The 21,062-nt window shown below is 54.7% G+C and carries 15 protein-coding genes; 5 read left to right on the top strand and 10 right to left on the bottom strand.

Going from position 1 to position 21,062, the window contains the following annotated elements:
• Window positions 1-221: 221 nt before the first annotated feature.
• Complete coding sequence (locus tag ABEA58_RS07630; RefSeq protein WP_345550279.1) at window positions 222-794, top strand: YbhB/YbcL family Raf kinase inhibitor-like protein; 573 nt, start codon at window positions 222-224, stop codon at window positions 792-794.
• 214 nt (window positions 795-1,008) lie between these two features.
• The gene (locus ABEA58_RS07625; RefSeq protein ID WP_345550277.1) at window positions 1,009-1,479 is read left to right on the top strand and encodes a protein disulfide oxidoreductase; all 471 of its coding nucleotides are present in this window, start codon (window positions 1,009-1,011) and stop codon (window positions 1,477-1,479) included.
• 527 nt (window positions 1,480-2,006) lie between these two features.
• Here ABEA58_RS07625 and hdeA read toward each other — a convergent pair.
• The 5 genes from hdeA to ABEA58_RS07600 form a co-directional block, all read right to left on the bottom strand.
• Window positions 2,007-2,366: an acid-activated periplasmic chaperone HdeA gene (gene hdeA, locus ABEA58_RS07620; RefSeq protein ID WP_345550275.1), complete on the bottom strand. Its 360-nt coding sequence runs from the start codon at window positions 2,364-2,366 to the stop codon at window positions 2,007-2,009.
• Between the two features lie 522 nt (window positions 2,367-2,888).
• Complete coding sequence (locus ABEA58_RS07615) at window positions 2,889-4,382, bottom strand: APC family permease (protein WP_345550273.1); 1,494 nt, start codon at window positions 4,380-4,382, stop codon at window positions 2,889-2,891.
• A gap of 61 nt (window positions 4,383-4,443) precedes the next feature.
• Window positions 4,444-5,844: a glutamate decarboxylase gene (gene gad, locus ABEA58_RS07610; RefSeq protein WP_345550271.1), complete on the bottom strand. Its 1,401-nt coding sequence runs from the start codon at window positions 5,842-5,844 to the stop codon at window positions 4,444-4,446.
• A gap of 563 nt (window positions 5,845-6,407) precedes the next feature.
• Window positions 6,408-6,986, bottom strand: a complete 579-nt coding sequence (locus tag ABEA58_RS07605) for a hypothetical protein (RefSeq protein WP_345550269.1) — start codon at window positions 6,984-6,986, stop codon at window positions 6,408-6,410.
• Window positions 6,987-7,034: 48 nt separating this feature from the next.
• A complete protein-coding gene (locus ABEA58_RS07600; RefSeq protein ID WP_345550267.1) occupies window positions 7,035-8,456 on the bottom strand; it encodes a hypothetical protein in 1,422 nt (473 codons plus the stop codon).
• Window positions 8,457-9,004: 548 nt separating this feature from the next.
• On the opposite strand from ABEA58_RS07600, the gene ABEA58_RS07595 reads away from it, so the two are divergent.
• A complete protein-coding gene (locus ABEA58_RS07595) occupies window positions 9,005-10,465 on the top strand; it encodes a serine hydrolase domain-containing protein (protein WP_345550265.1) in 1,461 nt (486 codons plus the stop codon).
• A 32-nt stretch (window positions 10,466-10,497) separates the two neighbouring features.
• On the opposite strand, the gene ABEA58_RS07590 is transcribed toward ABEA58_RS07595, so the two are convergent.
• From ABEA58_RS07590 to hdhA, 5 genes are all read right to left on the bottom strand, one after another.
• The gene (locus ABEA58_RS07590; RefSeq protein ID WP_345550264.1) at window positions 10,498-11,778 is read right to left on the bottom strand and encodes a mechanosensitive ion channel family protein; all 1,281 of its coding nucleotides are present in this window, start codon (window positions 11,776-11,778) and stop codon (window positions 10,498-10,500) included.
• A gap of 365 nt (window positions 11,779-12,143) precedes the next feature.
• Window positions 12,144-12,755 (bottom strand): MarC family protein, encoded by a 612-nt coding sequence (locus tag ABEA58_RS07585; RefSeq protein WP_345550263.1) that lies wholly within the window; start codon window positions 12,753-12,755, stop codon window positions 12,144-12,146.
• 107 nt (window positions 12,756-12,862) lie between these two features.
• Window positions 12,863-14,644: an alginate export family protein gene (locus tag ABEA58_RS07580; protein WP_345550262.1), complete on the bottom strand. Its 1,782-nt coding sequence runs from the start codon at window positions 14,642-14,644 to the stop codon at window positions 12,863-12,865.
• A gap of 24 nt (window positions 14,645-14,668) precedes the next feature.
• Complete coding sequence (locus ABEA58_RS07575) at window positions 14,669-15,466, bottom strand: SDR family oxidoreductase (RefSeq protein ID WP_345550261.1); 798 nt, start codon at window positions 15,464-15,466, stop codon at window positions 14,669-14,671.
• A 65-nt stretch (window positions 15,467-15,531) separates the two neighbouring features.
• Window positions 15,532-16,299 carry a 7-alpha-hydroxysteroid dehydrogenase gene (hdhA, locus tag ABEA58_RS07570; protein WP_345550259.1) on the bottom strand — a complete coding sequence of 256 codons (768 nt, stop codon included), beginning with the start codon at window positions 16,297-16,299 and terminating at the stop codon, window positions 15,532-15,534.
• A gap of 456 nt (window positions 16,300-16,755) precedes the next feature.
• On the opposite strand from hdhA, the gene ABEA58_RS07565 reads away from it, so the two are divergent.
• The gene (locus ABEA58_RS07565; protein WP_345550258.1) at window positions 16,756-17,634 is read left to right on the top strand and encodes an MBL fold metallo-hydrolase; all 879 of its coding nucleotides are present in this window, start codon (window positions 16,756-16,758) and stop codon (window positions 17,632-17,634) included.
• An 830-nt stretch (window positions 17,635-18,464) separates the two neighbouring features.
• The gene (locus tag ABEA58_RS07560; protein ID WP_345550257.1) at window positions 18,465-20,846 is read left to right on the top strand and encodes a TonB-dependent receptor plug domain-containing protein; all 2,382 of its coding nucleotides are present in this window, start codon (window positions 18,465-18,467) and stop codon (window positions 20,844-20,846) included.
• Window positions 20,847-21,062 lie beyond the last annotated feature (216 nt).

Below are 21,062 nucleotides of genomic sequence, written 5' to 3'. Positions count from 1 at the left end.
AAACAGTCGCTTAAACAGTCGCTTAAACACCAGGGGCGTCCTGTTTTGTGACAGCTCAGAGGGTGTCGTAGTGGCGGAATGAAGGGTTTTTATCGTGTGAGTGTAAAAGATGCCACTTTTAGTCGGGTCAGCACGTGGTTTAAGGCTGCGCGGCTAATCTTCCACAAGAGGTGCAAACAGAATTAAGGATTTAAAAGGCACGAAGCTGGAAGGGAAAAAAGATGAAGTGTGCAGTGAAAGCAATATGGATGGTTGTTGCGGCCATCAGCTTGGCGGCATCAGCAATGGCAGCCAATGCCGAGGGCATGACCCTGGTCAGTGAGCAGGTAACCAACGGAGAAACCTTCAAGAATCAGCAGATTTACAACCAGTGGGGTTGTACAGGCAAAAATACCTCACCGGAGCTGAAGTGGGACAACATACCCAAGGGGACTAAAAGTTTTGCCGTGACCATGTACGATCCAGACGCGCCAACCGGCAGCGGTTGGTGGCACTGGGTGGTGATCAATATCCCCGGTGACATTAGCAGTCTGCCATTGAACGCTGGCGCAAAAGGCGGCCAGAATCTTCCTGAGGGCGCCAGTATGTTGAGAAATGACTTTGGCAGCAGGGCTTATGGCGGCGCCTGTCCCCCTGAACACTCAGCACCGCACAAGTACCACATTACCGTGTATGCACTTGATATCCCTACCCTGGGTGTAAAATCGAGTGCATCACCCGCCATGGCGGGTTTTTATATCCTGAAACACACATTGGCTAAAGCTGTGCTCACTGCGCCGACCAATGCCCGCTAAAGGACTGGTTGAGAAGTAGCACAAGGAATAAGAGCGGCATTGACGCGGGCTTTACAGGTAAACCTTGGAAGTTACATCTTATGGATATCGACAAGTATTAATGAAAATTGTGGAAAAATATTGGGCAGTTGGCGGTCGGAGAGGGCGGGGTAGCGTACTGGGAGAAGAACGGGGAAAGGATCGGGGACGGGGGCGGAGACGGGGGTTAAGACGGATGTTGACCTTCCTGCTGATGGCAGGAGTACTGACTACCGCAATGGGCCTCTATCAGCAGCGGGATATCCCCCGCCAGCAATTGCCTCCACTGGTCGGCGAGCTGTTAGACGGCCGCCGTATCGATGTGGCCAAGCTGGCGGAAGAGGGCCCGGTTCTGGTGTATTTTTGGGCTACCTGGTGCGCTTATTGCCGCCTCGTGTCACCGGCAGTGGCTGACTTGGCGTTATCCAATCGGGTTGTCACCGTGGCAATGCAGTCCGGTGATAGGACCACCGTGCAGCAGTACCTCTCCAGCAAAGACTGGTCCTTCCCCAGTATCAACGATCCTGCCGGTAACTTAAGCCGTGCCTGGGGTATCCGGGTGACTCCCACCATCATTATTCTCAATAGTGCCGGTGAGGTGGCCTGGGTAACCTCCGGAACCACCTCGAAATGGGGTTTGCAACTGCGCTTGGCTTTCACCAGATAAGAGAAAGTTCAGAAACGATCTCTCGCTGAAATGTTCGTAAAAAAGATGAAAAAATTGTTGAGTAAAACCGAATAAAAACCGCATAAAACAGCGTGAATAAGGCTGCCGGATATATTGGTTGTGCTGATTTGGTTGGTGGGGGCTTGGCCTAGTTTGGCGGATGGGGGCATTAGCCCAGTTGAATAAAAATGGGTGTATAAAAAGTCGGCGGGATAAATGTAGGGTCGGGTAAAAGAGGCGTTTAACGGAAGAGGACTGTTTTGCTAGGGGTATTGAACGGACGTGGCTGTCGGCAGTTCTTTGGCGAATTAGCGACAACCCCTTCTTTTCAAGGAATTGTGTCAGATTTGGTCTGAACTAATTCAACTAGTCCAACTAATCCACCTTAGTGGTCAGCCCCTTGGCTGTAAGCCCTTTAGTAGTCAGCCCCTTGGCTGTAAGGCCCTTGGCTGTAAAGCCCCTTAGCAGTAAGGCCCTTCCGGAGAAGATCTCCGCAAGGGCCTTATGAGGAAAAGTGTCGAAAAATCTTACATTTTGTCCTTCACTTTTTCCGCGTCCTTCTTCATGTCTTTGATCACTTTGTGCCATTCATGCTTGAATTTTTCCCAGAATGAAGCGTCTGGAGACTCCTCGCAAGCGGCAATAATCATCGGCGTTACCTTCTCGGTACCTTCAATATCCAGTACGCCTTCCTCGGGATACTCCGCATCGTCGTAAGCGGAAGCCCAATAGACGGCCTTGGGCTGATACTCAGCATCGATTGCCAGAAAATCCGCACAGGTCCACTTTTCCGCATCTTTACCTTTGTGCTTGTGTTTGTCCGCCATGGCGGGAACAGCGACAAGACTGGAGATGGCAAGGGTCAGCAGAAGCGTTTTTCCATTCATATTGGGATTCCTCTCCAACAGAAATTTGATACAGACTCTATGATTTTGGTGATTCCCTGGCGTGAGACCAAGAACAAATTCTAAGCATTAAAAAATTGGCTATGAAAAAACGCTATTTACTCTATGACTAAAGACCTGAATGAAGGAAGTTTAAAAGAGGGTAAGCAAAGAAACTGAAAGGTGAAAAATGGGGCATGGGAAGAGAGGGGGTGAACGGAGAATGGATAAACAGTGAACAGTGAACAGTGAACAGTGAACAGTGAACAGTAAACGGTGAACAGGGAGCGGGGAGCGGGAAACGGATAATAGCAAATCGATAATAACGAAACGCAGGTGAGTAGAGGGTAAATCGGCAGAAGCCAGAGGGATACAGGGTGGGCAGGGGCAAGTAAGGGGGGGGCCGGATTGGTGGCGATAAGCGAAGTGATGCGAATGAAGTGCGCAGAGAGCCGATAAACTGAGGTCTGCGGGATTGAGCCCGCAGACCATTCGCAATGACTGACGACTAGTAAAGATCCCGCGCTAATCGAGGTCCTGTAATGGAGCCGTGTTCTTTTTCACCTCGTCGGCGCTCATTACCTGCCAGCCAGGCTTTTTGCGGGCATGGAAGATAAAGGGCGGGATGGCAAAAAGTATCAACCCCGTAAGCAGAATCAGAATATAGGTGATGGGTGACATATGGCTGTACTGGGCCGGGGGTACAAAGCCGAGCAGCATGGCAAAGAGTGAGGCGACAAGGCCGAGACGGGCCCAGAAGCCGATGGCCGGGCAGCGGAAGCCACGCTTGATATTCGGCTGTGTCTTGCGCAACTTGAGTGCCGAAAGGAACATCAGAATATATACCGACAGGTAGATCTGTGCTGCAATAGCGCTGAGCATCCAGAAAGCGGCCGATACATTGGGTATCACCACATAGAGAACGGCCAGCAGACTGACGATCACAGCCTGGATAAAGAGGATATTCTTCTGGACACCCTTGCTGTTGGTTTTTTGCCACCACAGTGGCATCTCACCAGAGCGCGCCACCATCAGAAGGCCCGCAGAGGGACCGGCAGTCCAGGTCAGCACACCGCCCAGGGCGCCGATAATCAGCAGCACCGCCATGATCTTAATCGCCCAATCAATATGGAAGCGGGTAAAGAAGTCGGTGTAGGCCTGCATAACCCCAGCGGTAAGGCTGGTTGAATCAGCGGGTACCACGAAGGAAATTGCCAGCGTCGGCGGGATGAAGATCAGGGCAATCAAGATGGCCGCCAGGGCAATGGCCTTGGGCATTTGCCCTTGTGGGTTCGATAGTGACCTGGCATGGATGGCGTTCATCTCGATACCGGCATAGGCCAGGAAATTGCCGACGATCAACACCAGCCCCCCCAGGATTCCGGAGAACTCCTGCCAGTAATCAGAGGCATTGCGATGGTGCCCGGCGACGACCGTTTCTTTGGTCTTGAAAATATCCGGGATCAGAGCATCAAGCGTCAGCGGGGCCTCAGACTGATGCCCGGTAGCCAGCCACACAACTCCCAGCACAATCAGGACAAGAGCCGGCAGCAGTGTGCCGAGCACCATAAACCAGGACGAGAGCTTGGAAAGCGAGCTGAGGCCACCAAGGGCGACAAAGGTACTGAGCCAGTAGAGCACGACAATGACAATGGCCGTGAACACTCCACTTTTGGCCAGCTCCGGATTAAACAGGTAGGCAACTGCGCTGGCGGCGAAGGCCAGTACGATCGGGTACCAGGTGATCACGTTCATCCATAGGTACCAGATGGAAAAGAAGCCCATCTTGTTGCCGTAAGCCTGCTTGACCCAGCCGTAAACTCCACCATTCCAGCCCGTACCCAGTTCGGCGGCAACGAGCGCAACAGGAATGAAGAAGAAGAAGGCGGGAATAAGATAGAGAAAAATCGAACCCAGCCCATAGACCGCCATGGTGGGCAGGGATCGAATGCTGGCAACGGCGGCGACCATCATAAAAGACAGCGTCAGCCAGCCCATAGTTTTAACGGTGGTACTCATATATCGCAACCGGTTTCTATTGAATTAGAAGCGTTGTCAGTGACTAATGGGCCTGGAACCTCTAGCCATGGTTGTAGCCGCCCGCTTCCTGTTGGTTCAGGGGCACACTGACCGGGTGTTTGTCGAAATGCTTGATCGCATCCCGGTAGTCCTTAATCATGAGTGCCGCCATGTCGCGGGATAATCCCTGCCGGACCAGCACACGCTGTACCGAAACGTCTTGAACATTTGCCGGCAAGGTGTAAGCGGGAATCTGCCATCCGCGCTCGCGCATGCGGTCAGATAGATCAAACTGTGTAAACGGCAGCTCTACACCGTCTTTCACTTTCCAGGTGACTGCCGGTATGCCCTGCTGGGGGTCGCCGCCACAGATAAGCTCAAACGGCCCGGAGTTGAGGATTTCCTGCGCGATCCACTGGGCCGTTTCGTAACATTCACTGTGAATCTTGCGGTATCCCTCTTTGCCTAGGCGCAGGAACAGAAAGTACTGGCAGATAATCTGGCCCGCCGGCCGTGAGAAATTGATGGCAAAGGTAGGCAGCTCGCCGCCGAGGTAATTGACATTGAATACCAGCTCCGTGGGCAGCGCGGAGGTATCCCGCCAGACTACCCAGCCAGCGCCCAGAGGGGCGAGGCCAAACTTGTGTCCGGAGGTGCTGATGGATTTGACCCTGGGAACACGGAAATCAAATTTAATATCCGGCGCACAGAAGGGAGCGAGGAAGGCACCACTGGCACCGTCCACATGGATATCCACATCGATGCCTTTTTCTGCCTGCAGCTTGTCCAGCGCATCCGCAAGGGGCTCGACAAACTCGTAATTACCGGAATAGGTGACACCAAAGGTGGGCATGACGCAGATGGTGTTTTCATCGACGCGTTTGAGCATTTCCTCCGCATCCATGAAATAGCGCCCTTTATCCATGGGCACCTCACGCATCTCCACATCCCAGTAGCGACAGAACTTGTGCCAGCAGATTTGCACCGGTCCGCACACCAGGTTGGGCTTGTCCGCAGGCTTGCCCTCTGCCTTGCGGCGCGCGCGCCAGCGATGAAGTGCCGCCATGCCGCCAAGCATGCAGGCCTCACTGGAGCCGATGGTGGAGGTGCCGATGGGGTTCTCATGGGGCTGGCAATTCCAGAGGTCCGAGAGCATCTTCACGCAGCGGCTCTCCAGCTCGGCCGTTTGCGGATACTCATCCTTATCGATCATGTTCTTGCTGATGGAAAGATCCATCAGCTTGTGCAACTCCTCGTTCTCCCATGTCTGGCAGAAAGTGGCGAGGTTCTGGCGGGCGTTGCCGTCGAGGAAAAGTTCATCGTGCACCATCTGGTAGACAGCATCCTGGCGGGCTTCTTTTTCTGGAAAGCTCGCGGTAGGGGCAACCGCGTCTATCACCGGGTTGGCGAAGATCGGGTCAAGCTCACTGCTTTGATTGTTTTGCTGAATATGAAGTGGCATAGGTACCTCCCATAGCGGTGCCGGCTGTGGACAGCGCTGAACAAATCGGCTGATTCCGTTAACCCCCTGTGGCTGGCCGAAGCGCGCCACAGTTCAGGATTGCGTGACTTTCTGGTCGCACAACTCTGATCTGGCCTGGCCACCAACAAGTAGTTTCAGGCGCATACCTGTAGGTATAGAAATAAAACCCTGAGATGGGAAGTTATGCAGAAAATAAGGCTATATAATTTATTTGAATATCCGAATTTTCCTAAAGATAGATAACCGCACTGGCTGTGGAGCTTATACGTCTATAAGGAAGAACCTATAGGGCGTATCTAGGGCTGCGCTGCAGCCCCGCTACTGCCCAGAGATGGCCCAGTACAGAGATCGCTCAGTGCAGAGGTCGCTAAGCAATAAAGCCATCACGGCGTGCATTGCTAGTGGCAACAAAGACAGGCCTTCACCAAGAGTGGCTGAGTTGAAAATTTTTCATCAGCTAAAATCTTCCGCCAGTCAACCAAACCCTGTCGGTCAACCAACTGTTGTCGGTCAACCTGGCCCGGTCAGTTGACCAGCTCTTCTCAGTCAACCAGGCCCATGTGTGACATGGGGACCAGTTGATCGGAGATAATCTCCTCTATCTTGGTGTCCGAGGGTGTCAGGGCTTTCTCGCCATCCGGGCTGAGCAGGAAGGTTTCAAACACTGTGGACCAGAGAAGTTTCTCACTGCCGGCATCAAACAGATTGGTCTCAATGATCGCAACCTGCGAGGAAGGGTATTCCCGCTCCATTTTCTTGCGATTAAGGATTTCGGAGGAGAGGATTGTAGTGGCTCCGGTATCGTTGACTAAAGACTGTATGACCTTGTACTCGGGAGAGAACTCGTCAGGTGCGACGGTATGCCAGGCTTGAACGTTGTAGCCCTTGGCACTCAGCTGTTTGGCCCACTCACTTTCAAGCTTCGCTGCCAGTTCCGGGTTGCGGCTATAGACGATAACCAGTGTTTTTCCCTTGGGAGAACTGGCTTCGAGGGCGTTTACATGGATTTCTTCCATGGAACTGCGTTGGCTTACGCACCCTGAGACAGCGGTAAGGAGCAGGGCCAAAGTTGTGACCAGAAACAGGGTGCCGCGAGTTGGCGATCGTTTCAGCGTATTCATTAGGTTGTCTCTTGCGCCAGTGTGAAGATTGTTGTTAAAAAGCCGTACTTAAAAGGTCAGCCGGGTCGAAAACTGAAACCTTGTCACGTGGGCATCCTGACCATCTTTGTTTTCCCGGGATCCCCGTAGAGCTTCAACACCAAGCAGCCAGTTGTGTATCGGCGTCCATACGATATTGAAGCTACCGTATTTTCCTTGGCCATAGGCGTTGTCCGCCTGGAAGCGGGTGTTGTCAATATCCAGCACAGAATAGGATGCTACCGAATAAAACTTTGTATTCCACCAGTGCTGGTAGGATGCGATGAAGCCATTTGCTGGCAGGGCTTTCAATTGGTTGGTATCCGTATCGTAAATGGCGTCCGGTGGTAAATCATTCAATTTGCTGCCAATGCCCTGCCCCTTTAACACCCAAAAGGTCCAGAAATCCTGTTCAATAGGTTCTGGCATATGGATTCTGCCGGAGAGGCTGACTCCCCAACCGTTGGCGGAAGCGGTGCCGGACTCGGAGGGGTCCAGTTGCTGAATATCGTCCACCGCCGCACGTAAATCCCGATAGAGAAGGCTTCCCTTCAACTCGATGCGCTTTTTGCGCTGCCAACTAAGCGCCGTGATAATATCCGGCCACTCGGCAGCGGATTGCGCGTTGATAAAGCTGTGGTTGTTGGGTGTTTCCATCGCCAGATCAAACGTGAAGTCCTCGCGCAGCTTGCGTGTCCAGCGTAACATCGGTACACGCAGACCATAGAATGCGGACGGCCCTTCAAAGTCGAGAGTGTTAGGCAGCGCACTCAAGTCGGTGACCGTGGAAAAGTGCTGCCCAAACAGTATATCCCCACCGAGGAGGACGTTGGTTACCCTGCCGAAGGCACTTCTCAGTCTCAATTTGGCAACGGATGATGCATAGTCCGCATAGTTATCGATGGAGATGTGAGTGGTCAGTACATGGTCTGACACTGGTGTTCTGGTTTCGAAATTGATGCGCGAGGCCTGTACGGAAAAGTGTGTCTGACCGTCTGCCCCTTCGGCGGCGGTCGGGTCATCGACGACGATCTTTGCCGTTACAAAAGCTGTCGGAGTGGTAATGGCATTGTTGTCATGTATCGCATCGAATTTCACAAAACCACTTAATTGGGCACGGGTTTTTGTGCCGAAAAAAGGGAAGGATCCGGGCCAGTCCATTTTTGTTTTCCAGGCCGCTTCATTAAGCCTTGCCAGATCCGATGCGGTAGCAGTGTTGCCACCTTTCGCCTGATAGAAATTCCCGGATTGCCGAGGCTGTTTATAGGCCAGGGTCATGGGTTCTGAAGGCAAAGCGGTTGAGGCATCATCTGGCGCAGATAGCCCAAGTGAGAAATTCTCTGGTTGGTCCACAGATTCAACCGCCTGGCTTGTGAGGGCGCTCACATATGTGCGCTCAAGCTTGCGCTCATAATTGCCCTGGGCGGGAACCTCTACCTGCAAAAGCGCCATTGGCTCCGCTGCACTACTCAAGAGCGGGAGTGAAATTGCTGCGGCGCCAGTCACTAGCCCGGACAATGTTCTCGTTAGGGGTCTGAATTTCATTTTCTGGTGCATCTTCCTTGAAGGGTTAAGTGGCAGAGAATCATCGACTGAGATCGAGTGGTTATCTGTCACGATATACCTGAAATTGTTGTACCTGACGCCCGGCAGGAAATTATTCTTACGGACGCAGATAAGATTACTGGGCGCACTTTCTGTGCTAACAAGAGCCATCATTGTAGAGCATATGTTTCAGGGGGTTTTCCAGTTTTCAGCTCGCTGTTAAATTTCTGCCGCAGATATCAACAGATAATAAAGGTGGCGTTCCTCTGGTCTTTGCCAGGCGCAGAGATTTTCTTAATAGATAAAAGACTTTCCCCATGTCGGTTGTTTTATCGCAGGTTTCAGATTAATTCTGTCTGTTGTGAAGTTTTTCTATCCCTTCTGGTCTTTAATCCCCTGTGTGAATTGCTCCTTTATATGCAGTAAGTCTTCAGTGAATCGTACGTGGTGAATCAATGCGTCATCCTTTTATGCTGAGTATGGTAGTGACTCTGTTTGCCTTTCACATCTTCTATACCTTTTATGCCTTCTATCCATTGAAAGCTTTGGCTGCGGCAGAGTCCGGCGACGCCGTGATGTCGCGTCCTCCCGCGAGCCAGAGCGATGCAAACCAAGCCGGTGCAGATGATCACTCTGCTGTGAGAGGGGGTCAGGCTCATGATGCGCTTGCAAAAGGTGGCACTATGAACGCGGAGCAAAGCGATCCGCAGCGACAGGGTTGGATGCTGGGGTTTCCGCCCAAACCGGAAAAACGTATCGCGTTTGATGATGGCAGCTACTTCAGGTTTCCGCAGCTCAGGTGGACTGTTTCCCATATGCGGCAATTGATGCCTACCGTGAATGTCTCCCGCGGAACCGGTAATGCCGGTGCACTGGTATCGAGGCCAGATTCCGGTATAGACGGGGTGACTTTCACCGCAATGGGAACCGGTGAGGTTTTGACATGGGAGTCGTCCCTGGGCAAAAACTACACCGATGGCATTCTCGTTATGCATGATGGTGTCATTGTCTACGAGCGCTACTTTGGTGTGCTGACCGCGGATCGGCAGCACGCGGCGATGTCAATGACCAAGAGCTTTGTGGGAACACTCGCGGCGATACTGGTTGCCGAAGGAACATTGAGCGAGCAGGTGTTGGTTGGTGAACTGGTGCCTGAACTTGCCGATTCCGCGTTTGGCAGCGCCACGGTGCGGCAGTTGATGGATATGACTACCGGTATCCGTTTCAGTGAAGACTACTCGGATCCACAGGCTGAGGTGTGGGCCCACGCCCGTGCGGGCAACCCACTGCCGAAACCGAAGGATTACCAGGGTCCCAGAAGCTATTACGATTTTCTGGTGACGGTGCAGCCAGAGGGCGCTCACGGGGCTGGATTCCACTACAAAACCGCCAACACCGATGCCCTGGGTTGGGTAATCAGCCGGGTAACGGGCAAGTCGGTGGCCAGTCTGATCTCGGAGTTTATCTGGAAAGAAATGGGCGCGGAGATGGACGCCTATATGAGTGTCGACTCTCTCGGCATCCCATTTGCCGGCGGAGGACTGAACCTCGGCCTGCGCGACCTGGGCAGGTTTGGGGAATTGATGCGTAATAACGGCTACTACAACAACCGCCAGATTATTCCCCGGGGTGTGGTGGCGGATATTAGAAAGGGTGGGGGTAAAGAGGATTTCAAACAGTCCGGTTATCAACAGCTCAAAGGCTGGAGCTACAGAAATATGTGGTGGGTTACCCATAATGCCAATGGCGCCTATATGGCCCGTGGGGTGTATGGCCAGGCTCTGTATATTGATCCCGCGGCACGAATGGTGATTGCCCGTTTTGCTTCCCACCCAGAAGCGAAGAATGCGCTGATCGACCCTACATCTCTGCCCGCATATCAGGCTGTGGCGGAGTACCTGCAGTCGAAGCCATAAAGTGATGCGGCCTGAAATAATGAACTAACCGACTATTCCCCGCTGGAACTGTCGATTTGAATGTGATGTGTTTTAAGTTCGCTCAACATGGAAAGCATCAAGTCGGCACTGAATTGCTGGTAATCCCGGTTGTCAATATCCGACCAGAAATTGACGAACATGGAGACATCGCTTTCGCCAAAGTCGCTGACGCCGCAATAGGGGTCGGTGATGGTGGGTGAGTCCTGCTGATTGAGAACTTTTGGATTTTTGCCGATACACTGCTCCACCAGGCTTTTTATTTTATCGATATCGTCGTCGTGACTGACGGTGAAGGTCAGGGTGTACCTCTGCTTGCGGCTTTTATGGGTCCAGTTGATAAAGGATCCGGTGATAAAAGACTCGTTGGGAATGACCACGACTTTCCCATCATCTGTTTCCAGTGTGGTTGAGCGCATATTGAGCCGGGTAACGGTTCCCGCCTGGCCGTTCGTGAATTCGATATAGTCTCCCACCGTAATGGACCGGTCCATCAGGAGGATAATGCCGGATATAAAGTTGGATGCGATGGATTTCAGCCCGAAACCAATGCCCACCCCAAGTGCACCGCCGAGCACCGCCAGCGCGCGAAGGTTGATGCCCATCAGGTGCAGAATCAGCAGCAGGCTGAAGGAAAATATAAAAATTTCATAGAGCTTGGCGATGGCTTCCCTGGACCTGTGGTCGATATGGCTCTGGCGCCGTATGATCCGCTTGCCGTAGGTGCTGGCAATGGTGGCGATCCAGAAGATCAGCGAGCTGAACGCAAGTGTGCGGGCAATATCGAAGCCGGTAATTTTTATCTCACGCAGGTTAATGACCATGCCGTTGAGGGCGTTGATGATTGGTTCTATCCAACCGGCACCAATCACAAAGGCGATGGGGGTCCAGGTAAACCTGATGATGCTGGCGAGGTGCGGCGGTTTCACTGTCAGCAGGATGAGGCGGCTAAACACCAGCGCCATGGCCAGTGCCGTTGCCAGGCGCATCAGCCATGGATGAATGCCGCCGTACACCGCAAGGGCGTCTGCAACACGCATTGCGCTGAAAGACAGCACCGGAAACGCCAGAGTCGATATCCACAGTACTGATGACTTCAAGACATTGCTGTGGTGTTTGTTGCCCGTGCTCAGGGTGGCGGATAACATTTTTCCCAACAGGCGGGACAGGATATAACAAAGGCCAAAGATCGCGATGACACTGACGACCTGAATCATGAGTTCGGGAAAGCTATCGGACTCGATGGCTTTAATGGCTTCCTGGGTGAGATGTTTGATCTGTTTAACAATATCCATTTATCAAACGATCCGCTTCAGTCTTTGGGCCCGTCTATTATCATCAGCTCCGCATCCCGCATCCCGCATCCCGCATTCCCAGCTAAGGGGCAGGGTGCTGTGCGGGTGCTCACGTTATGCAGGCGGTTCAGGCCTGCAGCGTGGTGAGTGCACTCCTGCCGTGGCCGGGTTTGCAAGCCATCTCGCCGTCAAGAGTCATTGTAGTGTTAATTCGGGGGCCAGGATCCCGGCGCTGTCATCTCAGTGGCCGCAGGGCCACAGTCTTCAGGGCTTCATGGATTCATGGCTTCATGGCTCAGGGCTCAGGGCTCAGGGCTCAGGGCTCAGGGCTCAGGGCTCAGGGCTCAGGGCTCAGGGCTCAGGGCTCAGGGCTCTTCCAATAGTCTCCATGCATCAATGATGAACTCGATACCAAGGGCCGCCTGCAGAATGCCAAATACCGCGCCGAACAGTTTCAGCGGTACCGGGCCTATGGTCTTGATGATCCTTTTCGCGTACCTCATTGCCAGCCAGTCCAGAAGCAGGATAAACAAGCCGATGGCGAGGATGATCAGTCTTGCAAGAGTGCCTGGCGCGGCGGCCGCGAAGATAACGGGGATGGCCACCGCGAGCGGGGGGAACAATCCCGGGAAGCACACCTGTGCCGGGGTTACGCTGGCGGGGTCTACGATGGTTGGCGCCTGCGGAGCCGGGAACATAATCATCTGCAGGGAGAGGATAAACAGAATCGCACCCGCTGCGGCAATCAATGCCGGCATGCCGACCCCCCAGGATTGCAGTGCGCCATCGCCCATAAACAGCGCGACGCAAAAGGCAATGGCGCTCAGCACAATGGAGCGCCAGGCCAGTGATCTCACTGCCGGGGCCTCGTCGGATTCTCCATAGATGCTGAATACCGCAATGGCGCGAATTGGCCCCATGGTCATAAACAGGAGGCCGAACAGGGTGCCCCACGGCACGGTGATTGCTGTGTTCATTTACGATGCCCGTGTTTGAACTGGTCGGTCATGGCGGTCTGTCTACACCGAGGTTTTCCTGTGGCTTAAAAGGCGACAAGAGGAAAAAGAGCGAAGGTCATAAACACCTAAAGCGTCCAGAAAAGTTGCAGCTGTGCCGTGGACCAGTTTTGGCTGTGGTTATCGGCCGCGTCTTTTACTCCTCGCTGTGGTATTGCGACGCCAAACAGCCCCTGGGCAAACAGGCGCCTGGATACCGACCAGCGAATCACGAAATCCACTTCGTAGCCGAGCTCTTTCGAGGAGAGCGTGCCCAGTGCCCGGTTGCCGCCCAAATTGTTGCGCCGGTTGGCGGATCGCTGATAGAGGTCCAGGGTCAGGTTCAGGGATTCCCGGGGTGAGACATTGAATCTCAGGCGATTGGTTTTGGTATTGGCCTGCGTCAGTAGTTTGGCCAGGGAAATACCCTGCAACCATTCATTCAGCCCACCGGAGAAGAGCGTGTCAAAACGCTCGTAGGTTTCTGTGTTCGGGTCGTCGCCTGAGAAGGTCGCTAACCGGTAGGAGAGGCTGGGCTGCCAGGCACTCTCACGCGCGATATAACCGACGGTGGCATAGCCGGCGTAGGCGGACATGGGCAGGTGGTCGTTCCACTGATGGGCGATCTCAGACTCCAGCCAGAATCCGTCACTGTTGGCCGGCGCATGTCGCAGTAGATGTGCGGCAGCGGTCCAGAGGCCTTCGCGTCCACCGGGAGAACCGTCGGGTGTGGTGTAAATGACACTGGAATCCGCGACATGCAGCAGGGTGCCATCGATACTGAGCCGCTCATCGATGGTCTTGCGCAGATTCAGGCCGTTCAGCTTGCTTTTGGGGCGCAAGCGATCATCAATGCTGGGGTTGATATGGAATAGCTGTGCCGTCCAGTCATCACGATTGATGTAGCCCAGCACGGTGGCATCCGCGGCTGTGCGTGGGGAAAGGTAAACTCCCGGGCGCGGGCCGGCGTTGAACTGCCAGCCAAACTGTGAAACGAGAAAACCCTCGTTGAGAATGTAATTCTGGCGACCCGCGGAAATCTTGATACGCGTTGTGGTATTTGCCGGCGCATACAGCATCCCCGCGTAGGCCTGCTCGGTGTCAAATGTGCTGCGGTTCTGATCCCGAAAGATATCGCCGCCCACCGATGCCACGCCAATACCCGTCATCGCCGCGAAGCCATAGAGGCTGCTGTGGTTCAGTGGCATCACGCCGCCGAGGCCAAGCTGCACAAAGGCTTCGCTCCAACTGGCGCGGCTGCCGGTTTGCGCACCGAGAGCCGGGTCTAGCACCAGTGGGTTGCCGCGGGTGAAAACCTCTGCGGCATCGAACCAGGGGTTGCCGTCCGAGAATACCCCATTGCCCCCGTTCAGGATGGCCTGCAGGTAGCTGCTGTAGCGCCGGTAAAGCACCGGGAAGTCACCGGGGTCGCCACTCTGAAAGACCCCGGTGGCTGCCGGTGTGGCGGTATCGCTGATGTGTACATTGACAACCAGCGCGTTGCGACTGCCGCGAATAAATCGGCGCGGCCCATAGCTGGCTTTGGCCACGCGGGGAATGGCTTCTACGGCTGCCAGTGCCCGCGCCCCCAGCGCCGGGTTCCATGGGGTGCCCACGGAAATACCCAGCGCCCGGCGGATTTCGCCGCTGAGGGCTTGTTCATCCTCTAAGCCTGCCGGGGAGATGTTGACGATCACCTGATCGACGATCTGGCCGGTCTGCAGCGGGCTCAGGGCCTCGTAGCCGGGGCCTGTGCCGGGCGCGCCGCTGGTGGCGCCAGAGAAACCGCTCTGTGCCAGGGTGGCGGGCGTGTACGGCAGCAGGGCAAGCGCGCAGATAAGGATCAGGGCGCCGGTTTGATATGGAGCCACGCTAATGGGGGTGCTCTCGTGCGCTTACTCTGGCATCAGGCGTATCCGTTTTCCTCCCCCTGAGACCTGAATGGTCTGCCCGGAAACCCAGCTGGAAGCCGGCGAGGTCAGCCACAGAAACGCGTTGGCAATATCCTGCGGCTTGCCGGCCCGGCCGATCAGGTTATCCGGGTGCATCAGTGCTTCCTGCACGTGCGCGTCGAGGCCCGCAGCGGCGTATCCTTCGGTGATGACGGTGCCGATCAGCACCGTGTTGACCCGCACCTTTCTGGCAAAGTAGTGCGCCAGCCCCAGCATCATATGGTTCAGTGCGGCCTTGGCGGCGGAGTAGGCGATGAAGTCAAACGCCGGCACGGCACCGACCAGGGAACCGGAGTTGGTGACGGTGGCATTTTCGGCTTTTTCCAGATAGGGGCGGCAGGCTGCGGTGATCGCCATCGCCGACAGGGTATTTAACTTGTAGCTCTCGATCATATCCTCGCTGGAAACCGCCAGCGGATCGGGATAGGCGCGCCCCCAGCCGACATTGTTGATCAGCGTGGAAATGCCGCCAAAGGCGTCCACAGTGCTGTGGACGCAGCGATCAATATCCGCCTGTTTGGTGACATCGCAGCCCATGCCAAGCACTTCGGCGCCGGTGTCTTTGGCGATGGCGGCGGCGGTCTTCTCCGCCAGTTCGGCATTCAGGTCGGCGATCATGACCTGTGCGCCGGCACCGGCCAGGGTGCGCGCGATCGCTTCGCCAATATTTTGGCCACCGCCGGTGACGATGGCTTGATGTTTGTGCATGCGAAAGTCCGCAAACGCATCAAAGTCGGCCATGTGCTTCTCCTTCAGGTTAGTGCGGGGGCTGAGGCTGGCCCGGGGGCTTCCTTAGTCAGTTTTAGTCAGTCGAGTTCCTGCACGCCGCCGCCGGATACGGTGAGCACCTGGCCACTGATCCAGCTGGATGCCGGCGCGCACAGAAAAAGCGCCGCGTTGGCCATATCTTCCGGTTCCCCGAGTCTGCGGATGGGCGTATGCCGCAGCATTTTCTCCTCGATCTCGGGGGTTAACACCGTCGACAGCGCATGGGTGCGCGTGGCGCCGGGGGCGATGGCGTTGACGCGAATATTTTTCGGACCCAGGTCGAAGGCGATATTGCGGGTCAGATGACTCTCCGCGGCCTTCGAGGAGGCGTAAGAGGCCATTCTGGCGTTCTTGTTGTCGGCCGCCATGGAAGTGATGTTGAGAATGGCCCCGCCGCCTGCCTGTTCCATGTGCGGCGCGGCTAGCTGACACAGGCGGAATACCGAAAAGAGGTTCAATTCAAAGGCCAGACGCATATCCGCCATGGGCATATCGAAGGGTTTGGGGCCGCCGCCGCCAGCGTTGTTGACCAGAATTGTCAGCCCGCCGAAAGCACTGGTCGCCAGTTCGACGGCGGACAGCAGATCCCCCTCGCGGGTCACATCACAGGCGCCGCTCACGGATTTTCCGCCCGCCGCGGTGATTTCACTGGCGACCGCCTCGGCGGCGTGGGCTTCCCGATCGGTCACCGCCACCGCCGCACCGGCGGATGCGAATGTTTTGGCGATCGCCCGGCCGATGCCGTTGCCAGCACCGGTTACCAGGGCTGTGGCGCCATCGAGGCGAAAGCTGGAAGGCTCAAACATAGTCGGCTTCTTTAAAATGCTTTTGGTATAGGAAGGTATAGGCATGGCTCCCCTTGTGTTCAAGGCGTGTTAACGCTGTGCCGGCGCGTGTATTGCAGTGACAGTGTTTGACTTCAGGGGCCAAGCCTTACGGGCTATGTCATAGGTATGAGGTGACAGCGAAGAGATGCTGTGAGCGAGGGCATGGAGAGAGGGTATGGAGAGAGGATGGTATGCAGAGGGTAAGGACATGGAAAGGGTACGGGCAAAGGCGAGGCACAGCGCACGATGTGGAGAGAGTGAGCGACGGCCGAGGAAAAAGGCCTTTCTCCACAGCGAGCGATTTGATCAACCGCCAGCAACTTTCGCGCTATTCAATTTTTTCTCTGTGACAACGAGAATAATGCCGCGATGGAATATCCGCGCAGCGCAAGCCCGTCTGGGCGGTGGCAATCATCCGCGTGTTTGGGGAGCCTTATGTCTGTTTTAGAAAAATTCCGCCATTACGACCTGGAAGGATTTCGTGTGGGGCGTTTTAACCTGGGGGTCAATACCACCTTTAGCGTCTACCGGCTGGGCGGTACGCTGATCGATGCCGGCCCCAGCAACCAGTGGCGTTACGTGAAGGGCTTTATCCAGACGGCTCCGCTGCAGCAATTATTGTTGACGCACCACCATGAGGACCACAGTGGTAATGCGGGTGCTATTCATCGGCTCACCGGCGTGAGGGCTCAGGCTCCCTCGCTGACGGCAAATATTCTGCAGCGGGGCTTTGCCATACCGCCGATTCAGCGCCTGCTCTGGGGGTCCGCCGGCAGGACAGATGCCCAGATACTTCCCGAGAAAATCCATATCGGGGGTGAGGATGCGGAGGCAATCTTTACTCCGGGGCATGCCAAGGATATGCACTGCTACCTGCTCCCAGAGCGGGGCTGGCTTTTCAGTGCCGACCTGTATATCGCCAACTACCTGAAATTACTGCGAGTCGATGAGAATGTGGATACCCTGTTGCAGAGTATCCGCACAGTCCTGTCTTGTGACTTCGATACCATACTCTGCCCCCATCGCGGAGTGGTGGAGAATGGCAAACAGAAGTTGCAGGAGAAGTACGATTATCTGTTGAACCTGTCCAGTGAAGCGCAGATGCTGCAAAAGCAGGGGCTGGAACTTGAGGTCATCACCCGTCGCCTGCTTGGAAAAGAGGGTGCGGTTGGCATCCTGAGCCGCTATAACTTCAGCAAGCGCAATCTCATCGCTTCTTGCCTTCAAGTGAATCTGCCTTTCTTTCTGGTGCAGTCTCTGAATCGCTCTTTGGCTCACCCCCTGGCTGACACCCTGGACCAGTCAGCAAGCTGAGGTGAGTCATACTTAGTGTAGTAGTCCCAGTCTTATCCTGCCCATAGGTTGGTATGGTCACAACCCTCTGTGGGTATAAATTAAATAAAGAAATATCTGAATATTTATATGTTTACATATTTCTTTATTTCTATTCTATTTCTATTGATTGATTCCTCTGATTAATTATCCGTAAATTCGTTTCTGGTGAGATTCCGTGTGGAGAATGTTTACGGTTCTTCGATATTAATGAGGTCAGTTCATCGTGCCGTTTGTTTTTTTGTGGTGAATAAGGATATCTGCTTGGCGGTTTTCTTGTTGTGTATTTGTTTCGCAGTAATTCATTCGTTTGAAAAATTTTCGCTTGTATAAGGCTGGTTGGCGTATGTTTTGACGCCTGTTGTAACTTTCCCCGTTCAAATTTTCCGGTTAGCAGGATGGTAGGTTATCAAAATGGTCTATTGATGGCGTATTTTTTATGCCTGCGCATTTTGTAAGTTTGACGCAGGATTAATTTCTAATGATCTATCGCGGTGCTGAAATTAATTTTTAGTGCGCTTTTGTGGGTCAATTTAATTGTTGGTCATTGATTGTTTTATGTCGGATTGGCGCTAAGCGCGCCATGGGGCGTGTATTTTTTCTTCTGTCGATCTATGCGTTGTGTTTCATTGAGCTATCTGAGTTGTCATGAAATTTGCAGTTATTAAGTGGGCGACTGATAACGTCCGTATTTCCAGTAATAACGAATAATGACAGGGAACGCATTTATGAAAATGATTACTAGAGTACACCCGCCCGCCCTTCTCGCGTTAGCGATTGCCGCCAGTCCGGCAGGCGCTCAGGAAGAGCTCATGGAGGAAGTCGTAACCATTGGCACCCGTGTGGAGGGCCGCTCGGCGGCTGATTCCGCAGTGCCGATCGATATCATCAGCGGTGAAGATTTTGTGAATCAGGGAGACTCCGATCTCAACTCTTTGCTGCGCAATGTGATCCCCTCTTATAACGTCAATACACAGCCTATCAGTGATGCGGCAAGCCTCGTGCGTCCGGCCAACCTGCGCGGCCTGGCTCCGGATCACACACTGGTGCTGGTCAACGGCAAGCGGCGTCACCGCGCGGCGGTGATTGCCTGGCTGGGTAATGGTGTTTCCGATGGTGCCCAGGGGCCGGATATCGCCCAGATTCCGGCGATTGCCCTGCAGCAGGTGGAAGTGCTCCGCGATGGCGCTGCTGCGCAATATGGCTCGGACGCGATTGCTGGAGTGATCAATTTCGAGTTGAAGAATGCGCCCGATGGGGGCGCCATGGAGGTAAAGGCGGGACAGTTCTATGAAGGTGATGGCCGCCAGTACACCATAGCGGCCAACTACGGTATGCCATTCACTTCACAGGGGTTCGTCAACGTCAGCTTTGAGGTTGGCGCCCAGGAGGACACCGACCGCAGCATACAGCGCAATGACGCGGCAGCATTAATCGCCGGCGGCAACACCGAAGTGGCCACCCCGGCGCAGATCTGGGGGCGCCCGGAAATCAACGACGACCTGAAAAGTGTGGTTAATCTCGGGCTCGAACTCGGCGGCGGCAAGGAGTTTTACGCATTTGGCAACTACGCCTCCAAGGAGGTGGATGGCGGTTTTTATTTCCGCAACCCGGAAACTCGCAGTGCGGTGTATGCCGACGGAGATGAGAATCCGCTGATCGGTGATCTCGATCCCAGCAATGGCCTGGATGACTGCGTCGGCTTCAGCCACGAGGATGCGCTTACCAGCAGCGAGTGTTTCTCCTTTCAGGAGCTCTTTCCCGGCGGTTTTACACCGCGCTTCGGCGGTGAGGTTACCGATCTGTCCGGTGTGGCCGGTGTGCGCGGTGAGATGGCAAATGGCTGGGCCTATGATGTGAGTGCATCGCTGGGCTACAACGATGTGGATTTCTTCATCTATAACACCGTCAATGCCTCGCTGGGCCCCCTGACGCCAACGTCATTCGACCCGGGTGCCTATACCCAACTGGAGAAAAACTTCAATGCCGATTTCGTCAAGGGGTTTGAGGTGGGGCTGGCCTCGGAGTTGAGTGTGGCGACGGGCCTTGAATGGCGCGATGAGACCTTTGAGATCACGACCGGCGATCAGGCCTCCTACGAAATCGGTCCACTGGCGGAACAGGGTTTCAGTGCCGCTTCGAATGGTTTCCCCGGTTTTGGCCCGCTGGCCGGAGGGCAGTGGAGCCGTTCCAACAAGGCGGCCTATGTGGATCTGGAAGCTGACGTAATGGACGGCTGGCTCGTTGGTCTTGCACTGCGTTTTGAGGATTTCGAGGATTTTGGAACCACCACCAACAGCAAGCTGGCAACCAATCTCGATGTGATGGATAACCTGGCCCTGCGCGGTTCATGGAGTACCGGCTTCCGCGCGCCGACACCGGGTCAGTCCAATGCCTTTAATGTTTCCACCGAGTTCGACCTGGCACTCAACGACCTGGTGAATAACGGTACCATCCCTTCCACCAATGCAGTGGCCAAACTGCGCGGTGGTGAACCGCTGGACCCGGAGGAATCCACCAACTGGACCTTGGGGGCGGTTTTCTCCATTGGGCCCGTGGATGTGACCGTGGACTATTTCAATATCGAAGTGGAGGGGCGTATCGCGCCGTCGCAACTCTATTCTCTGACTCAGGCGGAGGTCGATAGCCTGGTGGCGTCAGGTGTGACCAGTGCTGCCAACCTGCAGAATTTCCGCTTTTTTACCAATGATTTTGACACTACCACCAAAGGTGTCGATATCGTCGCGACCTACAGCACCGACATGATTGGGGATAATACGGATATCAGTCTTGCCTTCAACAAAACCGATACCACGGTGGATAGTTTCTCCCCCGACACGATCGATGCCACGCGTATTCGCGAGCTGGAAGAGGGGCTGCCGGAAACCCGCTGGAATCTTTCCAGCAATACCACGCTGGGTGATTGGCGACTGATGGCCAGGGTAAGCGCCTATGATGACTGGTTTGACTCGGAAGATGGGCAGGTTTACGCGGGCGAGTTGATTGTCGATGCCGAGGTGGGTTACACATTGACTGACAAAGCCTCAGTGATTCTCGGAGCGCAGAATTTACTGGATCAGTACCCGGAAGAAAATCCCGGTGCCGCCGATGGTGCGGGCAACCGCTACAGCCAGTTCACGCCCTTTGGGTTCGAGGGTGGTTTCTACTACCTGCGCACTCGCTACGAGTTCTGATCACTATTAGAAAGAGAGGACCCGCTGCCGGCAGCGGGTTTTTTTAATTTAGTCAAAAAAATATCTGCGTCATGTTAGGCAGTTGCTTGGCTGCCACCCGCTGAAATAAACCCGCACTCGGTATGTCCTCGCTGAGGGCTCTGAGGGCTCTGAGGGCTCTGCGGGTCGATGGGTATTCTTGCCTGGATAGCCGGCAGGTGATGAGCTGGTTCGCCG

Source organism: Microbulbifer aestuariivivens (assembly GCF_039545115.1).
GTDB lineage: Bacteria > Pseudomonadota > Gammaproteobacteria > Pseudomonadales > Cellvibrionaceae > Microbulbifer > Microbulbifer aestuariivivens.
This window is presented reverse-complemented; position numbering and strand designations above follow the sequence as displayed.